The 24816-nt window shown below is 68.0% G+C and carries 23 protein-coding genes; 6 read left to right on the plus strand and 17 right to left on the minus strand.

The window, feature by feature from the left end; all coding sequences use genetic code 11:
* Positions 1-6: 6 nt before the first annotated feature.
* Positions 7-357 carry a LapA family protein gene (locus tag ACZ5BM_RS07670; protein WP_498911181.1) on the minus strand — a complete coding sequence of 117 codons (351 nt, stop codon included), beginning with the start codon at positions 355-357 and terminating at the stop codon, positions 7-9.
* A 245-nt stretch (positions 358-602) separates the two neighbouring features.
* Here ACZ5BM_RS07670 and ACZ5BM_RS07675 point away from each other — a divergent pair, with 245 nt between their 5' ends.
* Positions 603-902 carry a hypothetical protein gene (locus ACZ5BM_RS07675; protein ID WP_498911182.1) on the plus strand — a complete coding sequence of 100 codons (300 nt, stop codon included), beginning with the start codon at positions 603-605 and terminating at the stop codon, positions 900-902.
* A gap of 139 nt (positions 903-1041) precedes the next feature.
* Here ACZ5BM_RS07675 and ACZ5BM_RS07680 read toward each other — a convergent pair whose 3' ends face one another.
* Positions 1042-1926, minus strand: a complete 885-nt coding sequence (locus tag ACZ5BM_RS07680; protein WP_498911539.1) for an N-acetylmuramoyl-L-alanine amidase family protein — start codon at positions 1924-1926, stop codon at positions 1042-1044.
* 626 nt (positions 1927-2552) lie between these two features.
* Between ACZ5BM_RS07680 and ACZ5BM_RS07685 the strand changes: the two genes are divergently transcribed.
* Together ACZ5BM_RS07685 and ACZ5BM_RS07690 are read left to right on the plus strand one after the other, a co-directional pair.
* Positions 2553-5693, plus strand: a complete 3141-nt coding sequence (locus ACZ5BM_RS07685) for an Rne/Rng family ribonuclease (protein WP_498911184.1) — start codon at positions 2553-2555, stop codon at positions 5691-5693.
* On the plus strand, positions 5681-7249 hold the full coding sequence (locus ACZ5BM_RS07690; protein ID WP_498911186.1) for an adenosine deaminase: 1569 nt from the start codon (positions 5681-5683) through the stop codon (positions 7247-7249). Before ACZ5BM_RS07685 ends, ACZ5BM_RS07690 begins: the two co-directional genes overlap by 13 nt.
* Before the next feature lies 1 nt (position 7250).
* On the opposite strand, the gene ACZ5BM_RS07695 is transcribed toward ACZ5BM_RS07690, so the two are convergent.
* The 4 genes from ACZ5BM_RS07695 to ACZ5BM_RS07710 all read right to left on the minus strand — a co-directional run bounded on the left by ACZ5BM_RS07695 (position 7251) and on the right by ACZ5BM_RS07710 (position 12809).
* Entirely contained in the window at positions 7251-8369 is a 1119-nt protein-coding gene (locus tag ACZ5BM_RS07695; protein ID WP_498911188.1) for an AI-2E family transporter, read from the minus strand.
* 541 nt (positions 8370-8910) lie between these two features.
* On the minus strand, positions 8911-11358 hold the full coding sequence (pheT, locus tag ACZ5BM_RS07700) for a phenylalanine--tRNA ligase subunit beta (protein ID WP_498911190.1): 2448 nt from the start codon (positions 11356-11358) through the stop codon (positions 8911-8913).
* Positions 11359-11364: 6 nt separating this feature from the next.
* Positions 11365-12453, minus strand: a complete 1089-nt coding sequence (gene pheS, locus ACZ5BM_RS07705; RefSeq protein WP_498911192.1) for a phenylalanine--tRNA ligase subunit alpha — start codon at positions 12451-12453, stop codon at positions 11365-11367.
* Between the two features lie 128 nt (positions 12454-12581).
* Positions 12582-12809 carry a hypothetical protein gene (locus ACZ5BM_RS07710; protein ID WP_498911194.1) on the minus strand — a complete coding sequence of 76 codons (228 nt, stop codon included), beginning with the start codon at positions 12807-12809 and terminating at the stop codon, positions 12582-12584.
* Positions 12810-12989: 180 nt separating this feature from the next.
* Here ACZ5BM_RS07710 and ACZ5BM_RS07715 point away from each other — a divergent pair, with 180 nt between their 5' ends.
* Genes ACZ5BM_RS07715 through ACZ5BM_RS07725 form a run of 3 tightly spaced genes read left to right on the plus strand, consistent with a single transcriptional unit; the run spans position 12990 to position 16567 of the window.
* A complete protein-coding gene (locus tag ACZ5BM_RS07715; protein ID WP_498911196.1) occupies positions 12990-13673 on the plus strand; it encodes an N-acyl amino acid synthase FeeM domain-containing protein in 684 nt (227 codons plus the stop codon).
* 4 nt (positions 13674-13677) lie between these two features.
* On the plus strand, positions 13678-14235 hold the full coding sequence (locus ACZ5BM_RS07720; protein WP_498911198.1) for a methyltransferase family protein: 558 nt from the start codon (positions 13678-13680) through the stop codon (positions 14233-14235).
* Between the two features lie 4 nt (positions 14236-14239).
* Complete coding sequence (locus ACZ5BM_RS07725) at positions 14240-16567, plus strand: putative bifunctional diguanylate cyclase/phosphodiesterase (protein ID WP_498911200.1); 2328 nt, start codon at positions 14240-14242, stop codon at positions 16565-16567.
* 72 nt (positions 16568-16639) lie between these two features.
* Here the strand turns inward: ACZ5BM_RS07725 and rplT are convergent, their stop codons facing one another.
* The 11 genes from rplT to ACZ5BM_RS07780 all read right to left on the minus strand — a co-directional run bounded on the left by rplT (position 16640) and on the right by ACZ5BM_RS07780 (position 24685).
* On the minus strand, positions 16640-16999 hold the full coding sequence (gene rplT / locus ACZ5BM_RS07730) for a 50S ribosomal protein L20 (protein WP_422863544.1): 360 nt from the start codon (positions 16997-16999) through the stop codon (positions 16640-16642).
* A gap of 13 nt (positions 17000-17012) precedes the next feature.
* Positions 17013-17216, minus strand: a complete 204-nt coding sequence (gene rpmI / locus ACZ5BM_RS07735) for a 50S ribosomal protein L35 (protein WP_176621972.1) — start codon at positions 17214-17216, stop codon at positions 17013-17015.
* 191 nt (positions 17217-17407) lie between these two features.
* Positions 17408-19195: a complex I subunit 5 family protein gene (locus ACZ5BM_RS07740; RefSeq protein WP_498911203.1), complete on the minus strand. Its 1788-nt coding sequence runs from the start codon at positions 19193-19195 to the stop codon at positions 17408-17410.
* A 10-nt stretch (positions 19196-19205) separates the two neighbouring features.
* Positions 19206-19574: a sodium:proton antiporter gene (locus tag ACZ5BM_RS07745; RefSeq protein WP_498911205.1), complete on the minus strand. Its 369-nt coding sequence runs from the start codon at positions 19572-19574 to the stop codon at positions 19206-19208.
* The gene (locus ACZ5BM_RS07750; RefSeq protein WP_498911207.1) at positions 19571-20344 is read right to left on the minus strand and encodes a Na(+)/H(+) antiporter subunit B; all 774 of its coding nucleotides are present in this window, start codon (positions 20342-20344) and stop codon (positions 19571-19573) included. The genes ACZ5BM_RS07745 and ACZ5BM_RS07750 overlap by 4 nt, the downstream gene beginning before the upstream one ends.
* On the minus strand, positions 20341-20622 hold the full coding sequence (locus tag ACZ5BM_RS07755) for a DUF4040 domain-containing protein (RefSeq protein WP_498911209.1): 282 nt from the start codon (positions 20620-20622) through the stop codon (positions 20341-20343). The genes ACZ5BM_RS07750 and ACZ5BM_RS07755 overlap by 4 nt, the downstream gene beginning before the upstream one ends.
* Complete coding sequence (locus ACZ5BM_RS07760) at positions 20619-20969, minus strand: cation:proton antiporter (protein WP_498911211.1); 351 nt, start codon at positions 20967-20969, stop codon at positions 20619-20621. Before ACZ5BM_RS07760 ends, ACZ5BM_RS07755 begins: the two co-directional genes overlap by 4 nt.
* Complete coding sequence (locus ACZ5BM_RS07765) at positions 20966-21217, minus strand: monovalent cation/H+ antiporter complex subunit F (RefSeq protein WP_498911213.1); 252 nt, start codon at positions 21215-21217, stop codon at positions 20966-20968. The genes ACZ5BM_RS07760 and ACZ5BM_RS07765 overlap by 4 nt, the downstream gene beginning before the upstream one ends.
* Positions 21214-21687, minus strand: a complete 474-nt coding sequence (locus ACZ5BM_RS07770) for a hypothetical protein (RefSeq protein ID WP_498911214.1) — start codon at positions 21685-21687, stop codon at positions 21214-21216. Before ACZ5BM_RS07770 ends, ACZ5BM_RS07765 begins: the two co-directional genes overlap by 4 nt.
* Before the next feature lie 138 nt (positions 21688-21825).
* Positions 21826-22731, minus strand: coding sequence for an SDR family oxidoreductase (locus ACZ5BM_RS07775; RefSeq protein ID WP_498911216.1), 906 nt, complete (start codon positions 22729-22731; stop codon positions 21826-21828).
* Between the two features lie 115 nt (positions 22732-22846).
* Positions 22847-24685 carry a glycoside hydrolase family 15 protein gene (locus tag ACZ5BM_RS07780; RefSeq protein ID WP_498911218.1) on the minus strand — a complete coding sequence of 613 codons (1839 nt, stop codon included), beginning with the start codon at positions 24683-24685 and terminating at the stop codon, positions 22847-22849.
* Positions 24686-24816: the final 131 nt, after the last annotated feature.

Below are 24816 nucleotides of genomic sequence, written 5' to 3' on the forward strand. Positions count from 1 at the left end.
CCAGCCTCAGGGCGCCGAATACGGACCGATCGCGGGAACGGCGCCCGGCGTCGCGACGTAGGTCGTGCTGTGCTGGGCCACCGCCTGGCTCATCTGCGCATGCAGCTCCGCCAGCTTTGCTTCGAGCTGCTTCACCTGCTGCTCGGCCCGGCGCGCCCGACGGCGCTGTCCCAGCTCGGAGAACCACACCAGCAGCGCGCCGAGCAGAAAGAACACGCCGGCGAAGATCAGCGCTACCGCCCCGGCCGAGGACTGCCAGGACAGGGAGGGCAGCTCCATGGCGGCCGGCGTCTGGTTCATCAGCACGAAGGCCACCAGAACGATCAAGAAGGGCAGCATCATGATGAGTCGCAGCATGCAACGGCTCCTATCGCCCCGGACCGGCCGCGGCAAGCGCGACAAACGCGCACCGGTCGCCCTCCCGACGCAACGACCGCCCGGCGGGACGGTTCCGGCCCGCCGCCCAACCGTCATCTTGCCGCGCCGCCGCCACCATGGTCTCGTATCCCGGTGAGCATCATCGCAACCGCGCCGAAGCCTCGCCTCGCCACTCCGGCGGCATCGTCCCGCTCGCGTGCGCCCCGGACGGACGAGACCGGCCGATGAGCGAGATCGTCCCCTTCCGCCCCGCCTCGCCGCAGGGCGGCCGCGAGGACACGCTCTGGGCCGTCATCGCCGAAGCCGGACGCACCAGCCGGGTCGCCGAAATCTTCGCCGCCCGCGACGCCGCTTTGGCCGATCGCGCCTGGCGCGAGCAACAGGTGCGCGCTTACAGCCATTTCCTGCGTAGCCTGCGCGAGCCGGTTCCGCGCTACAGCGTCGCCCCGATCCGCCGTGCCGATCTTCCTCGCGCCTGGACCCCGCTGCCCGCGCTCGGCTTCCTGCGCGGGCAGTTCATCTGAAAACACGAGGAGAGTCTTCTTTTTCTGAAGAAAAAGAAGCAAAAAGACTTTTATCCGTTTAGTAACGAGCAGACGGCTTATTACGGAGCCAAACAGCTAAAAGTTCTTTGGTTTTTGCTTTCAAGAAAGAACACCTTACTCATCCCTGAAGCCCGGTATACGCGCTCCCTCCGGCAAAGAACCTGTCCACCGCCCGCATCATCGCGCTCGCCACCACCGTCCGGTGCGATGCCTGGCGTAACGCCGCCTCGTCCTGCCGGTTGGACATGAACCCCATCTCGACCAGCACGCTCGGGATGTCCGCCGCCTTCAACACCACGAACGCGGCATGGCGCGACGGATTGGTCAGCAGCCCGATCCCGCTCGGCCGGAACGACCGCACCACGCTCCCCGCCATCCGCGCTGACCCCGCCCGGGTCTCCTCGCGCACGAGACTCGCCAAAATTCGCTGCACGTCGGGCGAGGTGCCATGGAAACGCGGCCCGGCGAAGCGGTCGGCACTGTTCTCCGTGTTCGCCAGGGCCGCCGTCTGCGCGTCCGACGCCCCGCTGGACAAGGTATAGACGCTGGCTCCGCGCACGCCGGGATCGTGCAGCGCGTCCGCGTGCATGGAGACGAACAAGGCCGCCTGCTTGCCCTCGGCAATGCCGACCCGATCCTCCAGCGGAATGAAGATATCGCGCCCGCGCGTCATCGCCACGCGGTAACGCCCCGACCGCATCAGCATGGTCTGCAACTCGGTCGCCGCCGCCTCGGCGATGTGCTTCTCATAGGTGCCGGACACGCCGATGGCGCCGGGATCCTTTCCGCCATGGCCGGGATCCAGCATCACCAGCGGCTTGGGCGGCGCGGCACGGCCGACCACGGCCGGCGCGGCCAGTCTGCGATGCGGCGCCGCCTCGGCGTGCCGCGTCCCCAGCAGAGCCAGCACCGTCCCGGCGCCGCCCAGGCCGAGAAACCGCCGCCGCGTTCCCCCAACCCCGTCCAACCCCGCTATTACCGGGCCCGCTTCGTCGTTCGCCATCAGCGCACCGCGTCGATCGTGATGGGGCATAAACTAGCCCCACCGATCCCCCGCCGCCAGCGTTTCCACCCCGGAACCGGGATACGCTTGCGGTTCGTGCCGCTTTCGCGCATTCTGACGGCGTGTGACGCGCATGCAGGCGAGGCGGAGCGACGGTTTCGAAAACCATCGCCAGCGGCAACTGCAAACCGTCCGGCATCCCGGTTCGCGGGTGTATCGCGTTCGACGCCCCCAGGCCGGGCGAGCGGTCACGCGACGAACGGAATGCCGCGCCCGCCAGGACGATCCCGATCGTTCCCACAAGGCCACGCCCGCCTCGGCGGAACCCGCCCGGGTGCCTCATCAGGCATCGCGCGGTTCCGCCACCATGACGCCTAAGGACCGGATGACCGCCGCGAACCCGCCGACCAGCCCATACGGAACGAGAACGGTGTTTCACCGTGCCGCGTCCGTTCTGGTTCGCGTTCTGCGCGCCGTATCGCCGTTTCGATCCCCCATCCTCGCCGCGCGAGCCGCGACCGCCCCCACCCCGACAGGCCAGAACCCGGCGCGATCCGATCGCCCCCGGCACGCGGCTGATCCGGGTCCGGGACGCCGCCCCCCGGCCTTTCGGAGCTTTCCCGCTTATGACCAAGCGTATGCTGATCGACACGACGCACGCAGAAGAAACGCGCGTCGTCGTCCTGGACGGTAACAGACTCGACGATTACGACGTCGAGACGTCCGCCAAGAAGCAACTCAAGGGCAATATCTACCTCGCCAAGATCGTTCGCATCGAACCCAGCCTCCAGGCCGCGTTCGTCGAATACGGCGGCAATCGCCACGGCTTCCTGGCCTTCAGCGAAATCCACCCCGACTACTACCAGATCCCGGTCGCCGACCGCGAAAGGCTGATCGCGCTTCAGGAAGAAGAAGCCCGCGCCGAGGAAGCCCGCGCCGATCGCGAGGACGAGGAAAACGAGCGCGCCGCCCGCGATGGCGACGACTCCGCATCCACCGAACACGACGCCGCCCCCGATGCCGGGATCGATATCGGCGCCGACACCCATCCGGACGTGCCCGCCACCGAGGCCATGCTGCCCGCCACGCCGGACGCCTCCTCGGACGAGCCCGCCTCCGGCGACGACCGCCCGGTGATCGAGATGCCGCTCGAGATCGAGGCCGAGACCGTGGTCGCCGAAAGCGACGCGGCGCAGGCCGCCGACGGCGAGCATTTCGAGGATGGCGACGAGCAGCACGGCCCGGCGCCGGAAACCGTCAGCGGCGAATCCTCCGATGACGGCCACGCCCAGCGCCGCACCGCCCGCTTCCTGCGTCAGTACAAGATCCAGGAAGTGATGCGCCGTCGCCAGATCATCCTGGTGCAGGTCGTCAAGGAAGAGCGCGGCAACAAGGGCGCCGCGCTGACCACCTACATCTCGCTTGCCGGCCGCTTCTCCGTGCTGATGCCGAACTCGCCACGCGGCGGCGGCGTGTCGCGCAAGATCACCTCGGCCGCCGACCGACGCCGCCTCAAGGAGATCACCCAGGAGCTCGAGATCCCCCGCGGCATGGGCATGATCGTCCGCACCGCAGGCGCGCAGCGCCCGCGCGCCGAGATCCGCCGCGACGGCGAATATCTGCTGCGCACCTGGGACGACATCCGCGAAACCACCCTCGCCTCGACCGCGCCCTGCCTCGTCTACGAGGAAGCCAGCCTGATCAAGCGCGCCATCCGCGACGTCTACACCCGCGACGTGGAAGAGATCGTCGTGGACGGCGAAGCCGGCTGGAAGAGCGCGCGCGAATTCATGCGCATGCTGATGCCGGCCAACGCCAACAAGGTCAGCCTGTGGCGCGACGGCAGCCAGACCCTGTTCGGCCATCACGGCGTCGAACACCATCTGGACGCCATGCTGCAGCCCACCGTGCAGCTCCGCTCCGGCGGCTATCTGGTGATCAACCAGACCGAGGCCCTGGTCGCGATCGACGTCAACTCCGGCCGCTCCACGCGAGAGCGCGGCATCGAGGAAACGGCGTTCCGCACCAACATGGAAGCCGCTGACGAGGTCGCCCGTCAGCTCCGCCTGCGCGATCTGGCCGGTCTGATCGTCATCGACTTCATCGACATGGAAGTCCGGCGCAACAACGCCGCGGTGGAACGCCGCCTGAAGGACGCGCTGCGCAACGACCGCGCCCGCATCCAGGTCGGCTCCATCTCGCATTTCGGCCTGCTGGAGATGTCGCGCCAGCGCCTGCGCCCGTCCATCGCCGAAAGCTCCTTCGTCACCTGCCCGCATTGCGCCGGCACCGGCTTCGTGCGCGGCACGGAAAGCTCGGCCCTGCACGTCCTGCGCGCGATCGAGGAAGAAGCCGGCAAGCGCAAGGCGTCCGAGATCCTGGTGCATGTCGCCGGACCGGTCGCGCTCTATGTGCTCAACCACAAGCGCACCTGGCTCGGCGAGATCGAGGCCCGCTACGGCCTCACCGTGCATCTGGCCGCCGACGACTCGCTGCTGCCGCCCAATCTGCGCATCGACCGCATCCGCCCCTATCTGCCGCCGGCAGCCCCCGCCAGCTACGCCCCCGCGCAGCAGACGGCCGCCGTCACCAACGTGCCGATCGCTGCCGCCGCGCCGCCTTCGCTCGATCCGTTCGAGCAGGATGACACGGTTGAGGCCGGCGATGAGGCCGCGCGTCCCGCCGCACAGCAGACCGACGGCAGCACCGCGAGCGAGGGCGACGAGAACGGACGCCGCCGCAAGCGCCGCCGCCGCCGCCGTGGCGGACGTCGCGAGAACGGCCCAGAGAATGGCACGGAGAACGGTGTCGAGACCGGCAGCGAGCAGAACGAGCACGAGTCCGATCAGGACGAGGGCGACGACGACGCGGAGACCACGCCGGTCGCCGCCGAAGCCGACGCCGCCCCGTCGGCCGAACCGGTCGCGACCGAACGCACGGAGACCGCCGAAGGCGACAACGCCCCGCGTGGCCGTCGCCGTCGCGGCGGGCGCAACCGCAACCGTCAGCACGAGAGCGAGTCCGGTCACGAGCAGACCGAGAACCGCCCCGCGCAGCGCGCCTATAACGGCCCGACCCCGGCCGACCCGTTCGCGGGCTCGTTCGACATCTTCGAGATGATGGACCGGGACGCGGACGAGATGGACGCGGTGGCGGCCCAGGCCCCGGTTCAGACCACGCCCCCTGTCGCGCAGCCCGTCGCAGCGGAGCCGGTGGTGGAAGCGCCGCAGGCCGAGCCGGTCATCGACACGGTGCCGGTTGCCGAAACGGCGTCCGAGCCCGTGGCGGCGGAAACGGTCGAAACCGCGGACGCCATTCCGGCCGACGCCGAAGCTCCGGTTTCCGAAACCCCGGTTACGGAAACCAAGGCCCGCAAGCCGCGTGCGCCGCGCAAGCCCAAGGCCGCGGCGACCGCGACGACCAAGGAGAAGCCCGCCAAGGCTGCCGCCGCCGTCGCGCCGGAAGCCGTCGCCGAGGCCGAAGCCTCCGATGCCGCTCCGGCCAAGCCGAAGCGCAAGGCCCCGGCGCGCAGCCGCAAGACCGCCGCCAAGGCCGTCGAAGCGGCCACCGAGACCGTCGCTGCGCCCGAGGCCGCTCCAGACGCCGCCCCGGTCGAGGCAGCGCCCGAAGCGACGGCCGCACCGGCCCCGGTCGCCGAAGCCGCCGCGCCCGCCGCCACCGAGGTCGATCCCAGCATCGTGCAGCCGCGGGTGATCGGCGACGCCGCCCCGCCGGCCACACGCCGCACCGGCTGGTGGAAGCGCTGAGCCGCAGACGCCGTTCCGTTCTGTCCGTCGCCCGAAAGGGCGGCGGACAGCGCGTTCGCGTGCTGCTCGCCAGCGCCGCTCTCTGTTGCGCCGCCCCGCTCCCGGCCCTCGCCGCCGCCCAGAGCATCACGAACAACGCCGCGGACACGACGAACGCCGTGTCCGCCCTGTTCCGGCGCGTCGAGACCGACCCGGCCCGCCTGCGCGCCTTCCTGCACGCCATGCCCAAGGGCGGCGATCTGCATAATCATCTGGCCGGCGCGGTCTACGCCGAAAGCTATCTCGACTGGGCCGGCGCGGGCGGCCTCTGCGTCGACCCGAACACCCATACGATCTCGCGCCCGCCTTGCGATCCGGCCCATCCCGCCCTCGCGGAGATGCAGGCGCGCGATCCCGCCTTCCGCGACGCGATGATCGACGCGCTCTCCATGCGCGCCTTCGTCCCCCGTCCCGGCGACGCCTCGGGGCACGACCATTTCTTCGCCACCTTCCACAAGTTCGACGCCGCCGCGACCGGCCGCATCGGCGAGGTGCTGGCCGAGGAGGCCCATCGCGCCGCAGCCGAGAATACCGGCTATCTGGAGATCATGTGGTACCCCCGCGTGCGCGATTCCGCGGCGCTCGGCCTGTCCCACCCGTTCTCGCCGACCGATTTTCCCGCCGACCTCGCCGCCATCACGCCCGGCATCCCCACCCTGCTCGCCGAGGCGAAGACCGACACCGACCAGGCGATGGCGCGCATGCGTCAGGTGCTCCGCTGCGACACGCCGGAGGCCGATCCCGGCTGCCGCGTCACCATCCGGTTCCAGACCTTCCTGCTCCGCGTGCTGCCGCCGGGCGCCGTGTTCGCGCAGATGGCCTACAGCTACGCGCTGGTGGCCGCGGACCCGCGTTTCGTCGGCGTCAACATCGTCGCCCCGGAGGACGATCCGGTCGCGCTGCGCGATTACGACCTGCACATGCGTATGTTCGGCTTTTTCCACCGCGCCCACCCGGAGGTGCGGCTCAGCCTGCATGCGGGCGAGCTGGCGCTGGGTCTGGTGCCGCCGGAAGCGCTCGAATCCCATATCCGCGAGGCGGTCGAGATCGCCGGCGCCTCCCGCATCGGCCACGGCGTCGACATCGCCTCTGAGCAGGACCCCACAGGTCTGCTGCGGGAGATGGCCCAGAAACACGTGACCGTCGAGATCAACCAAACCAGCAACGAGCAGATCCTCGGCGTCACGGGCGCGCAGCACCCGTTCCCGCTCTACCGCGCCCACGGCGTGCCACTCACCCTTTCCACCGACGACGAGGGCGTGGAGCGGATCGACCTCACCCACGAATATGTCCGTGCCGTCGAAAGCTGGAAGCTCGACTATCCCGCCCTGAAGGACATGGCCCGCTCGGCCGTCTTCAACAGCTTCCTCGCCGGCGCGCCGCTGCCGCCCGGCACCGACTTCGCCCATCCGCCCGGCCCGTCGCTGCTCCAGAGCAGCGACAAGGCCAGACAACAATGGGCGCTGGAGCGCGATCTGGCCGCCTTCGAGAAGACGATCCTCGCCACGCCGCCCTGAATCAGAGCGACTCGTTCTCCGACAGCTTCTTGGTGGCCTTGCCCATCACTGCCAGGATCGCGGCGGTCAAGGGCGTCGCGAAGATCAGCCCGGGCACGCCCAGAATCGCCCCGAACGCGGTCTGCGACAGAATGGTCAGCCCCGGCGGCAGATGCACCGCCCGGTTCTGGATCAGGGGCGCCATGACGTTGCCTTCGAAGCCCTGGATCACGGCATAAAGCGCGCAGGTCTCCAGACCGGCACCGGACCCCACGGAGAACGCGATGATGATCGCCGGGATCGCCCCCATCGCCGCGCCGATATAGGGCACGAAATTGCACAAGCCGGCCACGACGCCGAGCACCAGCGCCAAGGGTACGCCGATCGCCCAGAGACCCAGACCGGACAGGACGCCCACCACCAGCATGTCCAGCGCCTGTCCGGCGCTCCAGGCCCAGAGCGCGCTCCCCGCCGCCTGCAGCAATTCCTTGGCCTTTTCGCGATGCGGTTTGGAGACCAGGCGCAGCACGCCGTTGGCATAGGTCTCCGGCGACGCCGCCAGATACAGACCGGCCACGACGATCACCAGCAGCGTGCCGAACAGGCCGAACACCGAGCCCAGGATTCCGGCCACCGAGCCGAACATCTCCTTGCTGATCGAGCCGCTGCCGAGGCTGCCACCCTCCTGGTTGCCGCCCAGGGATGCCGGCAACTGGTTCAGGACCGCATCGCCCCAGCTGGTGCCGGCGAGACGGTCGTGCAGCCCATGCGCCTGATCCGACAACGCCTTCTTCAGTTTCACCGTCTGGTCCGCGAGCCCCGGCCCCGCCACCAGCACGAAGCCGGCGAACAGCCCGATCATCACCAGCACCACCAGGGTCAGCGACAACCAGAACGGCATCCGGGTGAAGCGCTGCACCAGACGCGCCACCCCGTGCAGGATCACCGCCAGAAGGGAGGCGGCGAACACCACGGTCAGCACGTCCTTCACCAGCCACACGGCCAGCAGAATGAAGGTCGCGGCCAGCGCCAGACGCAGCAGCGCATAGATCCGGTTCAGCGCGGCCGCACGCGGATCGGTCTCCACGGCCACCCCCGCGCCGGCAACGCCCCCTTGCGGATCGGCAGCTCGTGTCTCCATGACATTACCTCTTCTTCATGCGCGCTGCGCGAACGGCAGACCCCAGCCTTTCCCAACGCTTAAGCGCCGATTTCGTTTGCAGCCGGAACGAGGACGCCGCATATCCCGGGCGACCCCTCTGTCCCGCCGCCAAAGGCTCGCCATATGGGTGGCGGAGACAATCCCATGCGCATCGTTCGTCTTGTCGTGTCTGCGGCCCTTGTCGGCATCGCGCTTGCGATGGTCGACCACGATGCCCATCACATGGTCGCCGCCCTGAACGGCTGACCCCGAGGCGGCGCGAGTCGCCCTTCCGCCCGCAAACCCGCTCCTGCCCGACAGCGCGCAGATCGGTCGCAGCCGATCGTGCAGGCATGCCGCGACATGGTTCGCGCTGGAACCCCATCTCGCAGACTCCACCGAGCGGCCGATCGCTCCGGATCGGCCCGGCACAGGGCTCACCCCATCCTGCGGGACAGACGCGCCCATCCCCCGCCGGGACGACAATGCGGCCCCCGATGATGCCGACCCGGCACGGGCGGACGCCGGCGGAGGCAGGCCCTCAGCGCAGAACCGCGCCGGTCGCCTTGCCCACCGCCGCCACCACGCGGGCGGAGGCGGCTTCGAGCTGCGCCTCGGTCAGGGTCTGGTCGCGCGGCTGGAACACCACCTCGATCGCCAGCGACCGCATGCCCGGCTCCAGCTTCTCGCCCTCGTAGACGTCGAACAGCGATACCCCGGCGATCAGCGCACGGTCGGCGCCCCGCGCGGCGCGCAGCACCGCCTCCGCCGTCACGCCGCCGCCGACCAGGAACGCGAAATCGCGCCGCACGGGCTGCAAGGGCGACAGGTCCGGCGCCGCCTTGCGACGCTTCTTGCCATCCGCCACCGCATCCAGGAACAGCTCGAACCCCACCGCGGGCCCACCCAGATCGGTGGCCGCCACCAGGGCCGGATGCAACTCGCCGAACCGGCCCAGAACGATCTTCGGCCCCTGGCGCACCACGCCCGAGCGGCCGGGATGGTAGTGCTCCGGCGCATCGGCGGTCACCGACAACGCTTCCGCAGGCACGCCCAGGGCCGCCAGAACCGCCAGAAGATCGGCCTTGGCTTCCCACACGCTCACCGCCGCCGAAGCCCGGCCGGGATGGCGCGGCGCATGGCCGGTGCGCAGTCCGGCAGCGATCGTCCGCTGGCCGCCTTCGTCAAACCCGACGCCGATCTCGAACAGAGACGGCCCCTGCTGGCCACGCGCCAGATTGCGCGACGCCGCTTCCACCAGGGTGGCGAGCGGGGTCGGGCGCATCTGGTCCAGATCGGCGGCGATCGGGTTCAGCAGACGCAGGCTCTCTGGCGTCTCGCCGAACCGGGCCGCATTATCATGCGCCGTGAATGAAAATCCGACGCACTCGGCCAGACCGCGCGACGCCAGCACCCGGCGCGCCACCGCATTGCGGGTCTGGCGTGGGGTCAAGGACGGCAGAGGCACCGGGCTCAGCGACGGGAGCGGCACCGGCGGCACGCTGTCGAGACCGCGCAGACGCAGCACCTCCTCGATCAGCTCCGCTTCCGGTTCGGCATTGCGCACCGACTCCACCGCGTCTGCGAGGCTGTCCGCGTTGCGCAGCGCGAGCGCGATCGGCGCCGCGACGTCGTTGCGCCAGGACGGCACCGCCACGGTGACGCTCGCCTCATCGCGTGTGCGCACGGCGAAACCGAGATGCTCCAGCCCCCGCACCGCCTCGTCCGGCGCGAGATCGAGGCCGCCCAGTTCGCGGATGCGCGCGAAGCGCAAGCTCGCGTCGCGCTGCCAGTCCGGTTCGGCGCCCGCACTGACCACGTCGCTCGCCTCGCCGCCGCACAGCTCCTGGATCATGCGCGTGGCCGCTTCCAGGGCAGCCACGGGGAGCGCCTGATCGACGCCGCGCTCGAAACGCTGGCGCGCATCCGAGCTGATGCCGTGACGCCGCCCGCTCAGCGCGATCCGCACCGGGTCGAACAAGGCGCATTCCACGAACACGTCGGTGGTCTCGTCGGTGCAGCCGGTCGGCTCGCCACCCATCAACCCGGCGAAGGACTGCACGCCCGCCGCATCGGCGATCACGCAGTCTTCGGCGTCGGCGACGCGATCCTTGCCGTCCAGCGCCCGCATGGTCTCGCCGGCGCCACGACGGATCACCAGCACGTCGCCGGCGATCTTGCCGGCATCGAACACATGCAGCGGACGGCCGAGATCGAAGGCGAAGAAATTGGTGATGTCCACCAGCGCGCTGATCGGCCGCAGCCCCACCGCCAGCAGACGCTCCTGCAGCCAGGACGGGCTGGGTCCGTTGCGGACGCCGCGAACCAGGCGGCCGAGCACCCAGGGGCACGCTTCGGGGAACCGGTTCTCCCAGCGGATCGGGCTCGGGAACAAGCCTTCCACGGTTTCGGCCAGCCAGGGACGCAGATGCCCCATGCCGGCGGCGGCCAGATCGCGCGCGATGCCGCGCACACTGAGCGCATCGCCGCGATTGGGGGTGATGGCCACGTCGATCACCGGATCGTCCAGCCCGGCATAGTTGCTGTAGCTCTGGCCCGGCGTGGTGTTGTCCGGCAGCTCGGCGATGCCGTCATGCTCGTTGCCGAGCCCCAGCTCGCGCAGGGAGCACAGCATGCCGCCGCTCTTCTCGCCGCGGATCTCGCCGCTCTTGATGGTGATGTCGAGGCCCGGAACATAGGTGCCCGGCGGCGCGAAGATCACCGAAATCCCCGTGCGCGCATTGGGGGCGCCGCACACCACCTGCACCGGCTCCTCCAGCCCGGCATCGACCCGGCACACGCGCAGCCGATCGGCGTTCGGATGCTGTTCGGCGCTCAGGATGCGCGCGGTGCGGAACGGCGCCAGGGCGGCGCCACGATTCTCCACGCCGTCCACTTCGAGCCCGATGCGGTTCAGCGCCGCGCAGAGTTCGTCGAGCGAATGCCCGGTGTCGAGATGGGTGCGCAGCCAGGACAGGGTGAACTTCATGACGGCTCAGATCCCCTCATGCAGGGTGGCGGGGGACAGGGCGCTGAAGCCGTAATGGCGCAGCCAGCGCAGGTCGCTCTCGTAGAGCGAACGCAGATCGGGAATGCCGTGCTTGAGCATGCACAGGCGTTCGATGCCCATGCCGAAGGCGAAGCCCTGCCATTGGCGCGGATCGAGACCGCAATTGGCCAGAACGCGCGGATGCACCATTCCGGAGCCGAGAACCTCCAACCAGTCGCCGCCCCCGCCCAGCTCGCCCGTGCGCTTGTTCCAGCCGATGTCGATTTCCATCGACGGTTCGGTGAACGGGAAATAGGAGGCGCGGAACCGCACCGGCAGCTCCGGCAGGGCGAAGAAGGCGCGCAGGAACTCGATCACCGTGCCCTTCAGATGGCCGAGCGTGATGGCGCCGGCGCCGGTCGCCGGACCGATCACCAGCCCCTCGCACTGATGGAACATCGGCGAGTGGGTGGCGTCGTGATCGGCGCGATAGGTGCGTCCCGGCGCGATGATCCGCAGCGGCGGCGTCTGCTCCAGCATGGAGCGGATCTGCACGCCGGAGGTCTGCGTGCGCAGCACCCGGCTGTTCGGCCCCTCGCCCGGCAGAGGCGGCAGATAGAAGGTGTCGTGATCGGTGCGCGCCGGGTGGTGGTCCGGCGTGTTGAGCGCGGAGAAATTGTGCCAGTCGGTCTCGATGTCCGGTCCTTCGGCGACCGAGAAACCCATCGCGCCGAAGATCGCCACCATCTCTTCCATCGTGCGCGACAAAGGGTGGATCAGCCCAGCGGTTTCCGGCGGCGGCGGCAGGGTGACGTCCACGCGCTCGTTGGCCAGGCGCGCATCGAGCGCCGCACGCTCCAGTTCGCGTCCGCGCGCCTCGATCGCCCGGCCCAGCTCGTCGCGCAGGGCGTTCAGCGCCGCACCCCGGCTCTTGCGCTCTTCCGGCGCGGCGCGGCCCAGCTCCTTCAGCAGTCCGGTGAGACGGCCGGACTTGCCCAGCGTGCCGACGCGCACCGCGTCCCAGGCGCGATGATCCGCCGCGTCCGCCAGAGCGGCCAGCGTGTCGTGTTTCAGCGCGTCGAGATCGTCCGGCATCGCGTTTCCCGCCCTTGGTCGCCTTCCGGGGAGCGATCGCCCTGGAAAGCCGGTCATTGTTCCGGGCGTGGCTTATCCGATCCACCCCCGCGCGAACAGGGCTGCGTCCCGCGCGGCAGACCGAGGGGTCAATGCAGGGCGGAGTGCCGCAAGGCCTCGAACGCCGCCTCGAGTTGCTGTTGCGCCGGCGTCGGCGACGAACGGCCGGCATCCACGCAACCGTTCAGCCAGCCATGCCAGTAAGCGCGCGAACGTCGCGATCCCGGCTCGGGACCGTTCGATACGCCATCGAGATAACCTTCCAGGATCTCGGCCTCGTCTAAAAGTCGATACTCCTCGACTGTTGTGACAGGCACGTATTCTGTCATCGCCGTACCTTTCCATGATGCGGACGAACCGAAAGGTTCGAATGCCGGGCTGCTGTCCGGCACCGACCCGGGCGGCGCGTGTCCTGAGCCGCCCTGAAACCCGTCTCGAACGAAAAAGGTGATAGGATGACTGGTATCTCCCAGAGACCGTCGCGATCCAGCGATATCATGGTTCCTCTGCCCCGCCTCATACCGGCGCAGTACACGGCCCGTGTCGCCCTGAGTCCCGAAGCGAGAGAGGCCGTCTACCGCCTGCGCTACCGTGCATACCTCGCACACGGTTACATTTCCCCTAACGCCGACGAGCTCTTCAAAGACGAATACGACGATCTTCCGAACAGCGTCAGCATCCTACTCGAACTGGATGGGCGCCCGGTAGCGTCGGTCCGGACCAGTATCATGTCCGTCGGACACGGTCAGCGCTGCGCGGCCGGGGACATCTTCTCCGATGCCGTCGATTCGCTGCTCACCGCCGTTCCGGCGGGAGAACAAAGAGGGATCGAATTCAACCGTCTGGTTCGCAGCCCGGAATGCGAGAACAACCAGGGGCTGGTTCTCCTGCTCTACCGGATGGCCGGCTACGTCGCGATGACGTCGCATTCCCAGCTGATCTTCGCCTGCGTCCGTCCGCATCACCTTCCCTTCTACAAGCGCCTGGGACTTCGCCCGGCGGCGCCGGCCCGTCCCTATCCCGGGCTCAACTGCCCGATGGAGCTTCTGTTCTGCACGCGGGCGGCTTTCGACCACATGCGTTTCACCTACCCGGTCGTGGATGCCTACACGGCGGCCACCGGACCACTGAACGGCTTTCTGGCCGGCGAACCCGTGTCTTTGACCATCGTGGGACCCTGACATCATGAACAACGCCATCACGCTGAGCAGCGCCGCGCTGTCGACGATTCCGTTCGCGTCCTTCGCCTGGGCGGCCCGGAAGCATTTCGTTTGCCCTGGCCCCATGCCGCACGCAATGCGGGCGCTGACGTTTTTCAACGCTGCCGTCTATGCAAGCTTTCTTGCCTTTCTGGCGCTCAGAGCGTCACCGCCCGATCTTTTCGAAACCATTGCCGGGCAGATCGCCTTCTGCTCCGCCACCATGGTGTTCTGGTGGGCGGTCGGCACCACATCGACAATCGGTCTGCGGATCGCCTATCAGAAAGGCAGCACCGACGACATCGTTTCGACCGGCCCTTACGCTTTGGTAAGACATCCGTTCTACACTGCGTACCTTCTTTTCTGGATCGGTACGGGTTTGCTTGCTGGAGCCTGGCAATGGATCCCCGTTCTTCTGATGGTTGTCTGGTACGCCAGGATCGCCCGATCGGAGGAACGCCGCCTGTCCCAGTCCAATCATAGCGCCGCCTATGCCGACTACAGGCAGAGAACGGGAATGTTCATCCCGTCGATTTGGAGATAGCCGAATGGCGCTGCGCGGGAACGCGATTCTTGCAGCGATGGTCTCGTTTTTCGACGTGCAGTGCCGCCTCCCCACCGAGGCGACATTGCAGTCGGAACAGGCATCGATCCTGTTCCAGACGAACCGCTTGTATATCGTATGCGGGATCTGCGTTTCCGCGCTTTTCATGGTCGCGTTCGACGGCTGGAGCGACCCGGCGACCACCGCCGCCTATATCGTCGTCCAGCTGATCTATGCCAGCCTTCTCGCGGTCGCCCTGAGCTGGCGCCGCAGCGGCCGTCACGTGCGCCTGATCCGCTCGTCCATTCCCCTGCTGCTCTGCCTCGGCACCGCGTGGGGCGGCCTCGTCACCTTGTTCGCCGATGCCTACGAACCGGGCATGCAGCCGGCCCTGGTCGGCATCACGATGGCCCTCGTCGCCTCGCCGATGCTGAGCGTGCCGTTGCTGGCGGCGCTCGCGTTCTATGTTCCGGTCGCGATCGCCTGCCTGCACGTGATCATCGCCGCGGTGGATGTCGGCTATGCCGTGCAGATCTCCTTCGTGGCCTATCTGATTTTCGCCCTGTGCGGGATCTTCTACACCAACAAGACCATCATGGACCGTCTGCTCGGACGCCTGCAGCTCCAGAGGGAGCACGAGATCGTCCAGGTCTTTCTGCGCGAGTACGAGGAAGTCTCCACCGACTGGCTCTGGGAGACCGATTCCAACCACCGGCTGCGCAACGTGGCGCCGAGACTGACCGAGGTGCTCAACACGACCATCGAACGGCTGGAAAGCCTCGACCTGTTCCAGCATCCCGGAACGCCGGAATTCGACGACAGCGACGGAGCCGGCGTCATCGAGGCGATGCGCAACGGCATCGCGTTCCGTGACCGCCAGATCGTCGTCGCCGGGCCGAACGGTACGCGATGGCTGAGCGTCACCGGCCACCCGGTGCATGACGACAAGGGCGTCTTCAAGGGCTATCGCGGCATCGGGTCCGACGTCACCACCGTCCGGCTCGACCGGCAACGGATCGAGTTCATGGCCCGGCATGACGGGCTGACGCGTCTGCTCAACCGCCGCACCTTCGTCACCGAGACCGACGCCTTGCTCAATCGACATCCGGACCGCACCAACGCGCTGATCCTGGTCGATCTCGACGATTTCAAGCAGGTGAACGACGATCTGGGCCATGCCGCCGGAGACGCGCTTCTGGAAGCGGTGGCGGCCCGGTTGACGCGGGACCTGCAACCCGACGAGCTGGCGGCCAGGATCGGCGGCGACGAGTTCGCCCTGCTGATCCGCGTGCCGGATCGGGCAGCGGCCGAGACACGCGCCATCAAACTCAGCGAAGCCCTGCTGATCGATGCCGGAAGCAGCAGTTCGAGCCTACCCACCAGCGCCAGCGTCGGCCTGGCGGTCTCGCCCGATCATGGCTGCGGCCTCGATGTGCTGATGCGCCGCGCGGATTTCGCGCTCTACGAGGCCAAGAGCCAGGGCAAAGGCATCGCGCGCCTGTTCGAGATGCGCATGGAGAATGCGTTCCTGAGCCGCCAGCGTCTGCTGGTCGAACTCGCCACCGCGCTCGACCAGGACCAGATCTTCGCCGAGTACCAGCCCATCACCGATATCGGCAGCGGCCAGATCGTCTCGGCCGAAGCGCTGGTGCGCTGGTCGCATCCCTCACGCGGCAAGCTCACGGCTGGGAGTTTCGTTCTCGCCGCCGAGGGCAGCGACCTGATCGAACCGCTGGGCGCGCGCATGCTCAGGCTTGCCTGCGAGGCGGCGATGCACTGGTCGGCCCCGATCCCCGTTTCGGTGAACCTGTCGCCGCGTCAGCTGCGGTCCGGCCGCTTCGTGCCGATCCTCACCGAATGTCTGGCCGCGACCGGTCTGCCGCCGAACCGGCTCATCCTGGAGGTGACCGAAACCGTGTTCCTCGATGCGAGCCAGCGCATCATCCACCAGCTCGACGTGATCCGCGCCATGGGCGTGCGGCTGGTACTGGACGATTTCGGCACCGGATATTCGTCGCTGACCTATCTGCGCCGCTTCGAGGTGGACGGCATCAAGATCGACGCGTCGTTCGTGCGCGACCTGCCGCATTCGCGCAAGGTCGGCGCCATCGTCCGCACCATCGGACGCCTCGCCTCCGACATGAACATCTACGTCACCGCGGAAGGCGTCGAGACAGAGGAACAGCTCCGCTGGCTGCGCGGCAACGGCATCGCCTTCGCCCAGGGCTTCCTGCTCGGCCGGCCCGGGACCGACCCCGTCAGCGCCATGGCGCTTGCCGCCGCCGAACGCAGCCAGATCACGGCCTGCACGGTGGAGCACGGCCCGGCCTGAGGACCACGCCCATACGAAAAAGGCCGCTCCCCGGCAGGGAGCGGCCTCTTCCCGATCAGGACGATCAGCCGATCAGGCGGCGATCGCCTGCTTCACCTTGCCGACGATCTCGCCGAATGCCGCCGGATCGTCATACGCGATCGCGGACAGGACCTTGCGGTCGATCTCGATGCCGGCCGTGTTCAGCCCGGCAATGAAGCGGCTGTAGGTCAGGCCGTGCTCGCGCACCGCGGCGTTGATGCGCTGGATCCACAGGGCGCGGAACTCGCGCTTCTTGTTGCGGCGATCGCGATATGCGTACTGGAGCGACTTCTCCAGACGCTCGAGCGCGATGCGATAGTTGGTCGACGAACGGCCGACGAAGCCCTTGCTCTGGGCCAGAACCTTCTTGTGACGGGCGTGCGTGGTAACGCCCCGCTTGACGCGTGCCATATCTCAGCGCTCCTCAGGCCAGCCCGTACGGGGCCCATTGCTTGACGGTCTTGCCGTCCATCTCGGTCAGCGTCTGGCTGCCCCGGTTGGTCCGCTTCATCTTCTGCGGCCGGTTGATCAGCCCGTGGCGCTTGTTGCCGGGACCTGCGAGCACCTTGCCGGTCGCGGTGATCTTGAACCGCTTCTTGACCGACGACTTGGTCTTCATCTTGGGCATTTCGATCTCCTCGACTGGAGCTGCCTCTTGCCCCGAAGGGCCGGTCCGCCATCGGACCCCGAAACAGCCGTCGCGGCCGGGCATGCCCATTCCAGGCCCGGACGCGCGAACGAGCGCGGACGTTTAGGGGCAACCGGCCGCCGAAGCAAGCGAGATCGCGAGTCCCGGCGCGGGATTCGGCATCCCCGGCCTTAACCGAACGACGCCGCCACCCCGAACAGGGCCAGCCCCGCCGCCAGCCACAGAACGTAATCCGCCACCTTGCCGCTTTGCAGCGCGGACAGCCCTCGCAGCACCGGCCCCACGCCTCGGTCGAATCCCCGTGCGAGTCCACGCGGCAGGTGGTGCCAGAACAGCTCCAACGCCGCCAGAAGGATCGCCGCCGCCGTGGCCAGCCAGGGCAGCACGGAAGACGGCGCCGCCGACCAGGGCGGCGGCACGATCGCATGGAGCGCCCCCAGGCCCAGGATCGCGTCCGTCTGCGGCGCCATCAGCGCCTCGGCGGCCAGCCAGCCGAGCCGGTCCGCCTCGTGACGGAGCGGAACCGACAGCACCAGCAGCACCGCCACCGGCAACAGCATCAGCCAAAGCGGCCGGTCCGCGTCCTCGCGCTCTTGCTCCGTGGGCGAGCGCTCTTCCTCGCCCGGCACCGGCCCCAGCCCGGCGAACACGCGGCCCGTCACCCGCAGTACCGCAGCACCCGTGCACACCAGCCCGATGACGATCGCGATCTGCGCGGGCCAGCACCCATCCGCACAGGCCGCATGCCAGATCCGCTCCAGCCCGACATCCATCACGCCCAGCGGCAGCCCGGCCAGCAGCAGGCCGCCGAATCCGATCGCCACGCCAGCGGGCCAGATCCGCCGCCCGGCGCCGCGCAATCCGATCTCGTCCGCGCCGCCCAGGCTCGCCAGCAGAATTCCGGCGCCCATGAACAAGGATGCCTTCACCAGCCCGTGCCCGACCAGATAGACCAGCGCGCCCGACACGCCGTTCCGCTCGAGCAGGGCGAACCCGAGCAGCATGATCCCGGCATGGGAGATGGTGGAAAACGCCAGCATCCGTTTGAAATGCCGCTGCAGCAGCGCCATCACCCCGCCCAGCGCCGCGCTCGCCGTGCCCATGCCCAGAAACAGGCCGTGCATCAGCGCATGCACCACCGGCGCCGCAGCGAACACCGCCCAGTACAGCTCGGCGATGCCGAACAGGGCGATTGCAACCATCGCGCCGGAAAAGATCACCGAGACCGGGCTGTGCGCCACCGAATGCGCGTCCGGCAGCCAGAACTGGAACGGCACCTGCGCGCCCTTGATCAGCAGCCCCGCCGACAGCAGACAAAAGGCCGCCACCACCACCGGATCGTCCGGCGAAGCCGCGACGCCACGGGCAACACCGGCGAAATCGAGCGCGCCGGTGCGGCTATAGGCCAGGCCGATCCCGGCCAGGATCAGATAGGCGCCGATCGTGTTCACCACGGTGAAGTTCAGCGCCCCGGACAAAGCGGAGGAGCGCAGCGCGTAGCCGGTCAGCGCGAACGCCGCCACGCTCATCAGTTCGAACCACACGAACAGGTTGAACAGATCGTGGGTCAGGCAGAACCCGATCTGCCCGGCCATGAACAACAGCATCAGCAGGTGGTAATGCGCCGAGGTCCTGCGGAAGAACCCCCAGGAGAACACCAGCGTGGTCGCGAACAAGGCGGCGATGAAGGCGGCGATCCACCCGCCCGCGGGCGTCACCGCGAAGGCGATGCCGATCGGCTGGCTGCCACGCGGGGTCCAGCCGCCGAACCAGCTTACGATCGGGCCGGCCGCGCTCTTGTCGGCCAGGAACCCGCACAAGCCGGCGCTGAGCAGGGCGACCAGGATCGCCAGCACATCCGGCACGCGGCGCGGCAGGAACGATCCGGTGGCCAGGATCAGCGCCGCGCAGAGCAGCGGAATCGCCACCGGCAGCACCACCATCTGCTGGAGGCTCATTCCCGCGAACTCATGGCTGCATCGGACGCACGCGCTCCGGATCGAGCGTGCCCTTCCGCTTGTGCAGTTGCAGCACCAGCGCCAGCAACAGTGCCGTCACCGTCACGCCGATCACGATATCGGTCAGCACCAGCGCCTGCACCACGGGGTCCACCGCACGGCCGGGCGGATGCGAATAGAAGATCGGCGCCGGCGCGTCCCAGCGATAGCCGACCGCCAGAAGCAGGACATAGGTCGAGGCCTGTACCACGCCGAGACAGCCGATCAGATGCACGTAGTGCCGCGAGGTGACGATGCCGTAGAGGCCGATGCCGAACAACCAGGCCGCCACCAGCCAGGGCAGCAAGGTGAAGGGCGGCGCATGCAGCATGGCACTCATGGATCGTCGCCCTCGTCGTCGCCGTCCGGGACCGGCTCGCGCGTTTCTTCCAGGAACTCGATCAGCAGGATCACGAACCCGCCGGTCACGGCGGCGCCCACGCCGGCATTCTCGAACTGCATCAGGCCGCCCGAGAACAGATCGCCCTTCTGCCCGAGCGGCAGCATGTTCTGGAGAAACGGCAGCCCCATCAGCAGGGACGCGAAACCGCACAGGGCATAGAGCGCGGCGCCGCCGCCCTCGAGCGCGTCGAACAGCTCCGAATGCGCGACGCGGCGCCAGCCAGCATAGCCCTCGCCCAGAAACACGCAGAGCAACCCGGTGGCGATGATCGCCCCGCCCTGGAACCCGCCGCCCGGCGTGGTCATGGCATGCAGCAGAACGTACAGGCCGAACAGCACGATCACCGCGCCGAACAGGCGGCACGCCAGAACGGTGCTGTCGGCGCGGGCGATGATCGGACGGCCCGGCACGCGCTGCGGATCGCATTCCGTTTCGCCGCGGCTGCCGCGCAGCAGAACGGTGGCCCCTCCCACCGCGCAGAGCAGCATGAATTCCTCGCCCAGCGTGTCGAAGCCGCGATAATCGAAGTTGATCGCGCTGATCATGTTGGTGGTGTGACGCTCGGCCAGGCCCACGGCGTTGATCAGATCGCCGTACGGCATCGGATGATCGCCGAATCGCGGCATGTGCGCGGCGACGTGCAGCACCGCCGGCAGGATCAGCGCACAAAAGACGAGAAACAGGGTGCGGCGTATACGCGGGCTCACGAGGGCGCATCCTCTCCATCGTCCGGGCGCTCGACGCGCTCCGTCGTCAGATCGGTCCGCACGCTGGCCAGAACCACCAGAAACAGAAGCGGGGTCACCACGCTGCCGGCGGCCAGCTCCGCGAAGGCCACGTCCGGCGCCCGGAAGGCCATGAACAGGAGCGACAGGGCGATTCCGTTGGCGGCGATCGCCACCACCTGACGGCGCGGCACGCGGGAAAACACGATGGCCGTGCCGGTGATCGCGACCAGCAGTAGAAGCGGCAGCAGCAGGCTCATCCGAGTCTCTCGTCGCCATGATGCGCGTCGGACGGTTCCGGCAGAGCGGAGGCCGGCAGCGCCTCCGGCACGCCACCGCGCGCGACCATCGCCCGGCCGAGCACATGCGACGACGCCGCGCCGCCCAGCAGTGCGAACAGCGTGATCAGCGCCATCTTGATCGCCCGGTCCGAGGCGCCGTCCGACAGGAACGCAGACACGGTCAGGAGAAACCCGACGCTGGTGGTCACGAACACGGCGCAATGCATCCGGTCCAGCGTGTCGCGCAGGCGCAGAAACCCGAGCGTGCCGATGACGGCGCACAGAACCGCCAGCCCCAGCAGGATGCCAATCGCGACGGCGGTCACAGCCAGCGCTCCCAGAACAACGCGAACACGAACGTCGCCGGCACGGACAGCAACACCAGCGTCAGAGACAGATCCATGAAGCTTGGCTGATCGAACGCGAAACACATCAGCGCCAGCACCATAGCCGAAAGAGACGTGCCCAACTGCAACGCCGCCAAACGCTTGAAGCTGTCGCCGCGCCCCGCGCACAGAAGTGCCGCGGCAGCGGGCGGGAGCAGACCCAATGTCGCCAGCATCCAGATCGTCATACCGGCCACTCGCGCCCGGCAGGATCGGGCGCGGGCCCCAGCCTCTGCATCACCAGCTCGTCGCGCCCGCGCGGGGCGGCCAGAACGAAGCCGTTCGGGGCCAGGGAGGCCGCCAGAACCACCACCGCCCGGCGTCCGGCCTCGTCGGGACGATGATCGCCATGCCGGAAGGCGACGGTGTCGATCGTGCCGGCGCGTCCGGCGGGACGACGGAGGATCGCAGCACACAGAACACGGCCGACGCGCAGCGTATCGACAAGAAGAGCGGAGGCGACAAGGAGAAACACGCGCAAGGGCGGTCGCAGAACCAGCTTGCGGCGTTCGCCACGATGCAGAACCGCAACGAGAACGCCCAGAGGCACGGCGCAGCCGATTCCGGCCAGGATTTCGTGGATGCTGACGCTACCGGCGAACGCTGCATACAGCAGCAGAAGCGCGCAGAGCAGGAGAACCGGACGGACCAACCCCACCGCGACGCTCCGCCTGCGCCGAACGACACGGGAGATCCGCGGTCCCAGACGCGAGAACGGAGCCTAGGGGCTTTCCCCGGCTCCGTCCAGCAACACAAAATCACCGTGCCAGAGCACGGTGACGGGTCTCTTTCGCGGTCAGGCCAGACCGGTGCCGCCCGTGGCGCCGTAAGTCTCGCCGGTGACGTAGCTGGCCTCCTGCGACGCCAGGAACACGTAGATCGGCGCGATCTCGACCGGCTGTCCCGGACGGCCCAGCGGCACGGACGAGCCGAACTTTTCGATCGCATCCTGCGGCTGACCGCCGGACGGCTGCAGAGCGGTCCAGAACGGGCCGGGCGCCACGGCATTCACGCGAATACCCTTCTCGATCAGCTGTTTCGCCAGAACCTTGCTGAAGGTGATGATGCCGGCCTTGGTGGTGGCGTAGTCGAGCAGGATTTCCGGCGCCTTGTAGGCCACAACCGACGCGGTGTTGATGATCGACGCGCCCGGCTTCATGTGCGGCACCGCCGCCTTGGTGATCCAGAACATCGCGTAGAGATTGGTCTTCAACGTGCGGTCGAACTGTTCTTCCGACACGTCGTCGATGCTCTCCTGATTGGTCTGCTTGCCGGCATTGTTGACCAGGATGTCGAGACCGCCGAGCGCGTCCACTGCGTCCTTCACCAAGGTCTTGCAGAAGGCGGGATCGGTGATGTCACCCGGCAGCAGGATCGCCTTGCGTCCTTCCGCCTCGATCAAAGCGGCGATCTTGTGCGCGTCCTTGGCCTCTTCCGGCAGAAAGCTCAGCGCCACGTCGGCGCCTTCGCGTGCGAAGGCCAGCGCGGCGGCGCTGCCGATGCCGGAGTCCGCGCCCGTCACCAGCGCCTTGCGGCCGGAAAGACGACCGTGACCGACATAGGAGGATTCGCCATGATCCGGCTTCGGGTCCATCTCCGCGTCCAGGCCGGGGGCGCTCTGCGGCTGACGCGGAAACGGCGGCTGCGGATACTGGAAGCGCGGATCCTGCATGGTGACGCGGTTGGTCTTGCTGTCGCTCATGGGAAAAACTCGTCTCAATCGGTTGCGGCCCCTCTAAGAACACAGGGCGCAAGCGGTTTCAGCGCGTCCCGAAAGCATCACCCACGATTGCGCGAGGGTGACGCGGTCGAAACGATCAGTCGTTGCAGTTCTGCATCGGCGCACATTCCTGTTCGGCCATGGTGCAGGCGGCGTGCACGAGCGCCAGATGGCTGAGCCCCTGCGGCGTGTTGCCGATCTGATCGCCGGTTTTCGGATCGATCATCTCTGCGAGCGTTCCGGTATTGGGCTTGATGGCGGAAACGATCTCGTCGAACAGATCGGAGGCCTCGTCGCGAAGATCGAGCGTCGCCAGCGCTTCCACCATCCAGAACGCGCACGCCAGGAACGTGCCCTCCTCCTTTTCCGCGCCGGAATAACGGAACAGGAACGGCCCGTGCCCCAGCTCGCGACGGATGGCGCGCATGGTCGAGACCCAGCGCGCCTTACCGTCGAAGCCGAACCGCACCGCAAGCGCCAAAGACGCATCAAGCCTGTCGCTGTCAGGATAGAACAGATACGCGCCCTTCTCCTCCGACCAGCAATGCTCGTTGATCCAGCTTTCGACCCGGTCGCGTTCGCGCGTCCAGCGCGGCAGGCAATCGGCCGGAATGTGACCGTCCTTCGCCAGTTCGCAGGCGCGTGCCAGAGCCTGCCAGCAGGAGATCTTGCTCATGGTGTAGTGGCGCTGATCGGTCAGCTCCCACATGCCGGCATCCTTCTGCCGCCAGCGATCGGCGCATTGATCGGCAAGCTCAGCGAGCAGACGCGCGCTTTTCTGATCGAGGATGTTGCCGCAGCGCACGAACAGGGACGCCGTCTCGAAGATGTCGCCGTAGATTCCGTGCTGATGCTGATGCGTCGCCTGGTTGCCGATCACCACCGGCCTGGAACCGCGATAGCCTTCCACCTCGTCCAGCTCGATCTGATCGCCGACGATGTCGCCCGACAGCGAATACAGGACCTTCGGACCGTGATCGCCGAGCCGCTTCATCAGCCAGGTGAACGCCGCCTTGGTTTCCGGCACCGCGCCCAGACGCAGAAACGCGTTCGCCGTGTAGGCGGAATCGCGTATCCAGGCGAACCGGTAGTCCCAGTTCTTGTCGCCACCGATCCGTTCCGGCAGCGAAGTCGTCGCCGCCGCGACGATCGCCCCGCTCGGCGAATACAGCAGCAGCTTCAGCGCCAGCGCAGAGCGGCGCACCAGATCGCGATGCGGCCCGTCATAATGCAGGTTGTCGGCCCATTCGCGCCACGCATCGTCGCTGGTGTTGATGCGGCCGTCGATCTCGCAGACCGGCGGCACGCCCAGGGGCTCGTCGTCTCCGGCGAGAATGGCGATCGTCGCCTGTTCGCCCTCGCCGACCTCGACCACCGCCTCGATCAGCTCGTCCTCTTCCCGAAGAATGCGGACGTTCTCGGTGGTACGCAGCATCCCCAGCAACGTGCCGACATGGAAGATGCACCCGTTCGGGTTCGGTTGCAGCCAGGGCGACGCCGTGCCGCAGAACGTGCCCATCCGGACCAGGAGACGGAACGATACCCGCCCGCTCACCCCTTCGATCCGGCGTGCGAACTCGGTCCAGGGCAGACGGCCGGCGAGCGAGCTGTTCAGCGATTCCGTGACCCGCGCCTCGCCCCCTTCCGTCCGCACCACCGTCCGCAGGACATTGCTGTCCGTGAGATAATGGCGCTCCACGGTGAAGGCTTCGGTCGGGCGGAGCTGGAAGAAGCCGCCCTTCCGGTCGAGCAGACGGTCGAACACCGGAGGCGAGTCCAGGTTCGGCACGCACCACCAATCGGTCGACCCGTCCGGCGCCACCAGCGCCACCGAACGCCCGTCCCCGAGCGCCGCGTAATCGCCGATCGGCCAGAACCCATCGTTCGGCCCAGAAGGATGGTTCTGGCCGTCGCTCGCACCGATCTCGTAGTTCATAGGGCTGCCCGCTCCCGCACTGGACCTGGGCAACGTGGGGACCGGGGGAGCGGTTCGCGGGGCGGGATTTTGTTGCCGCTATGGCAATGATCCCGCTTCTACGGCATACCGGCCATGCGCCGAAGTCAAAA

This window comes from Lichenicola sp. GTC18331 (assembly GCF_055386855.1).

Coding starts and splice junctions, on each gene's coding strand:
- ACZ5BM_RS07670 (WP_498911181.1), bottom strand. CDS start 357: ATGCTGCGACTCATCATGATGCTGCCCTTCTTGATCGTTCTGGTGGCC.
- rpmI (WP_176621972.1), bottom strand. CDS start 17,216: ATGCCCAAGATGAAGACCAAGTCGTCGGTCAAGAAGCGGTTCAAGATC.
- ACZ5BM_RS07685 (WP_498911184.1), top strand. CDS start 2,553: ATGACCAAGCGTATGCTGATCGACACGACGCACGCAGAAGAAACGCGC.
- pheT (WP_498911190.1), bottom strand. CDS start 11,358: ATGAAGTTCACCCTGTCCTGGCTGCGCACCCATCTCGACACCGGGCAT.
- ACZ5BM_RS07745 (WP_498911205.1), bottom strand. CDS start 19,574: ATGAGTGCCATGCTGCATGCGCCGCCCTTCACCTTGCTGCCCTGGCTG.
- ACZ5BM_RS07775 (WP_498911216.1), bottom strand. CDS start 22,731: ATGAGCGACAGCAAGACCAACCGCGTCACCATGCAGGATCCGCGCTTC.
- ACZ5BM_RS07720 (WP_498911198.1), top strand. CDS start 13,678: ATGAACAACGCCATCACGCTGAGCAGCGCCGCGCTGTCGACGATTCCG.
- ACZ5BM_RS07740 (WP_498911203.1), bottom strand. CDS start 19,195: ATGAGCCTCCAGCAGATGGTGGTGCTGCCGGTGGCGATTCCGCTGCTC.
- ACZ5BM_RS07715 (WP_498911196.1), top strand. CDS start 12,990: ATGGTTCCTCTGCCCCGCCTCATACCGGCGCAGTACACGGCCCGTGTC.
- ACZ5BM_RS07695 (WP_498911188.1), bottom strand. CDS start 8,369: ATGGAGACACGAGCTGCCGATCCGCAAGGGGGCGTTGCCGGCGCGGGG.
- ACZ5BM_RS07755 (WP_498911209.1), bottom strand. CDS start 20,622: ATGAGCCTGCTGCTGCCGCTTCTACTGCTGGTCGCGATCACCGGCACG.
- ACZ5BM_RS07780 (WP_498911218.1), bottom strand. CDS start 24,685: ATGAACTACGAGATCGGTGCGAGCGACGGCCAGAACCATCCTTCTGGG.
- ACZ5BM_RS07725 (WP_498911200.1), top strand. CDS start 14,240: ATGGCGCTGCGCGGGAACGCGATTCTTGCAGCGATGGTCTCGTTTTTC.
- ACZ5BM_RS07765 (WP_498911213.1), bottom strand. CDS start 21,217: ATGACGATCTGGATGCTGGCGACATTGGGTCTGCTCCCGCCCGCTGCC.
- ACZ5BM_RS07680 (WP_498911539.1), bottom strand. CDS start 1,926: ATGGCGAACGACGAAGCGGGCCCGGTAATAGCGGGGTTGGACGGGGTT.
- rplT (WP_422863544.1), bottom strand. CDS start 16,999: ATGGCACGCGTCAAGCGGGGCGTTACCACGCACGCCCGTCACAAGAAG.
- ACZ5BM_RS07675 (WP_498911182.1), top strand. CDS start 603: ATGAGCGAGATCGTCCCCTTCCGCCCCGCCTCGCCGCAGGGCGGCCGC.
- pheS (WP_498911192.1), bottom strand. CDS start 12,453: ATGCCGGACGATCTCGACGCGCTGAAACACGACACGCTGGCCGCTCTG.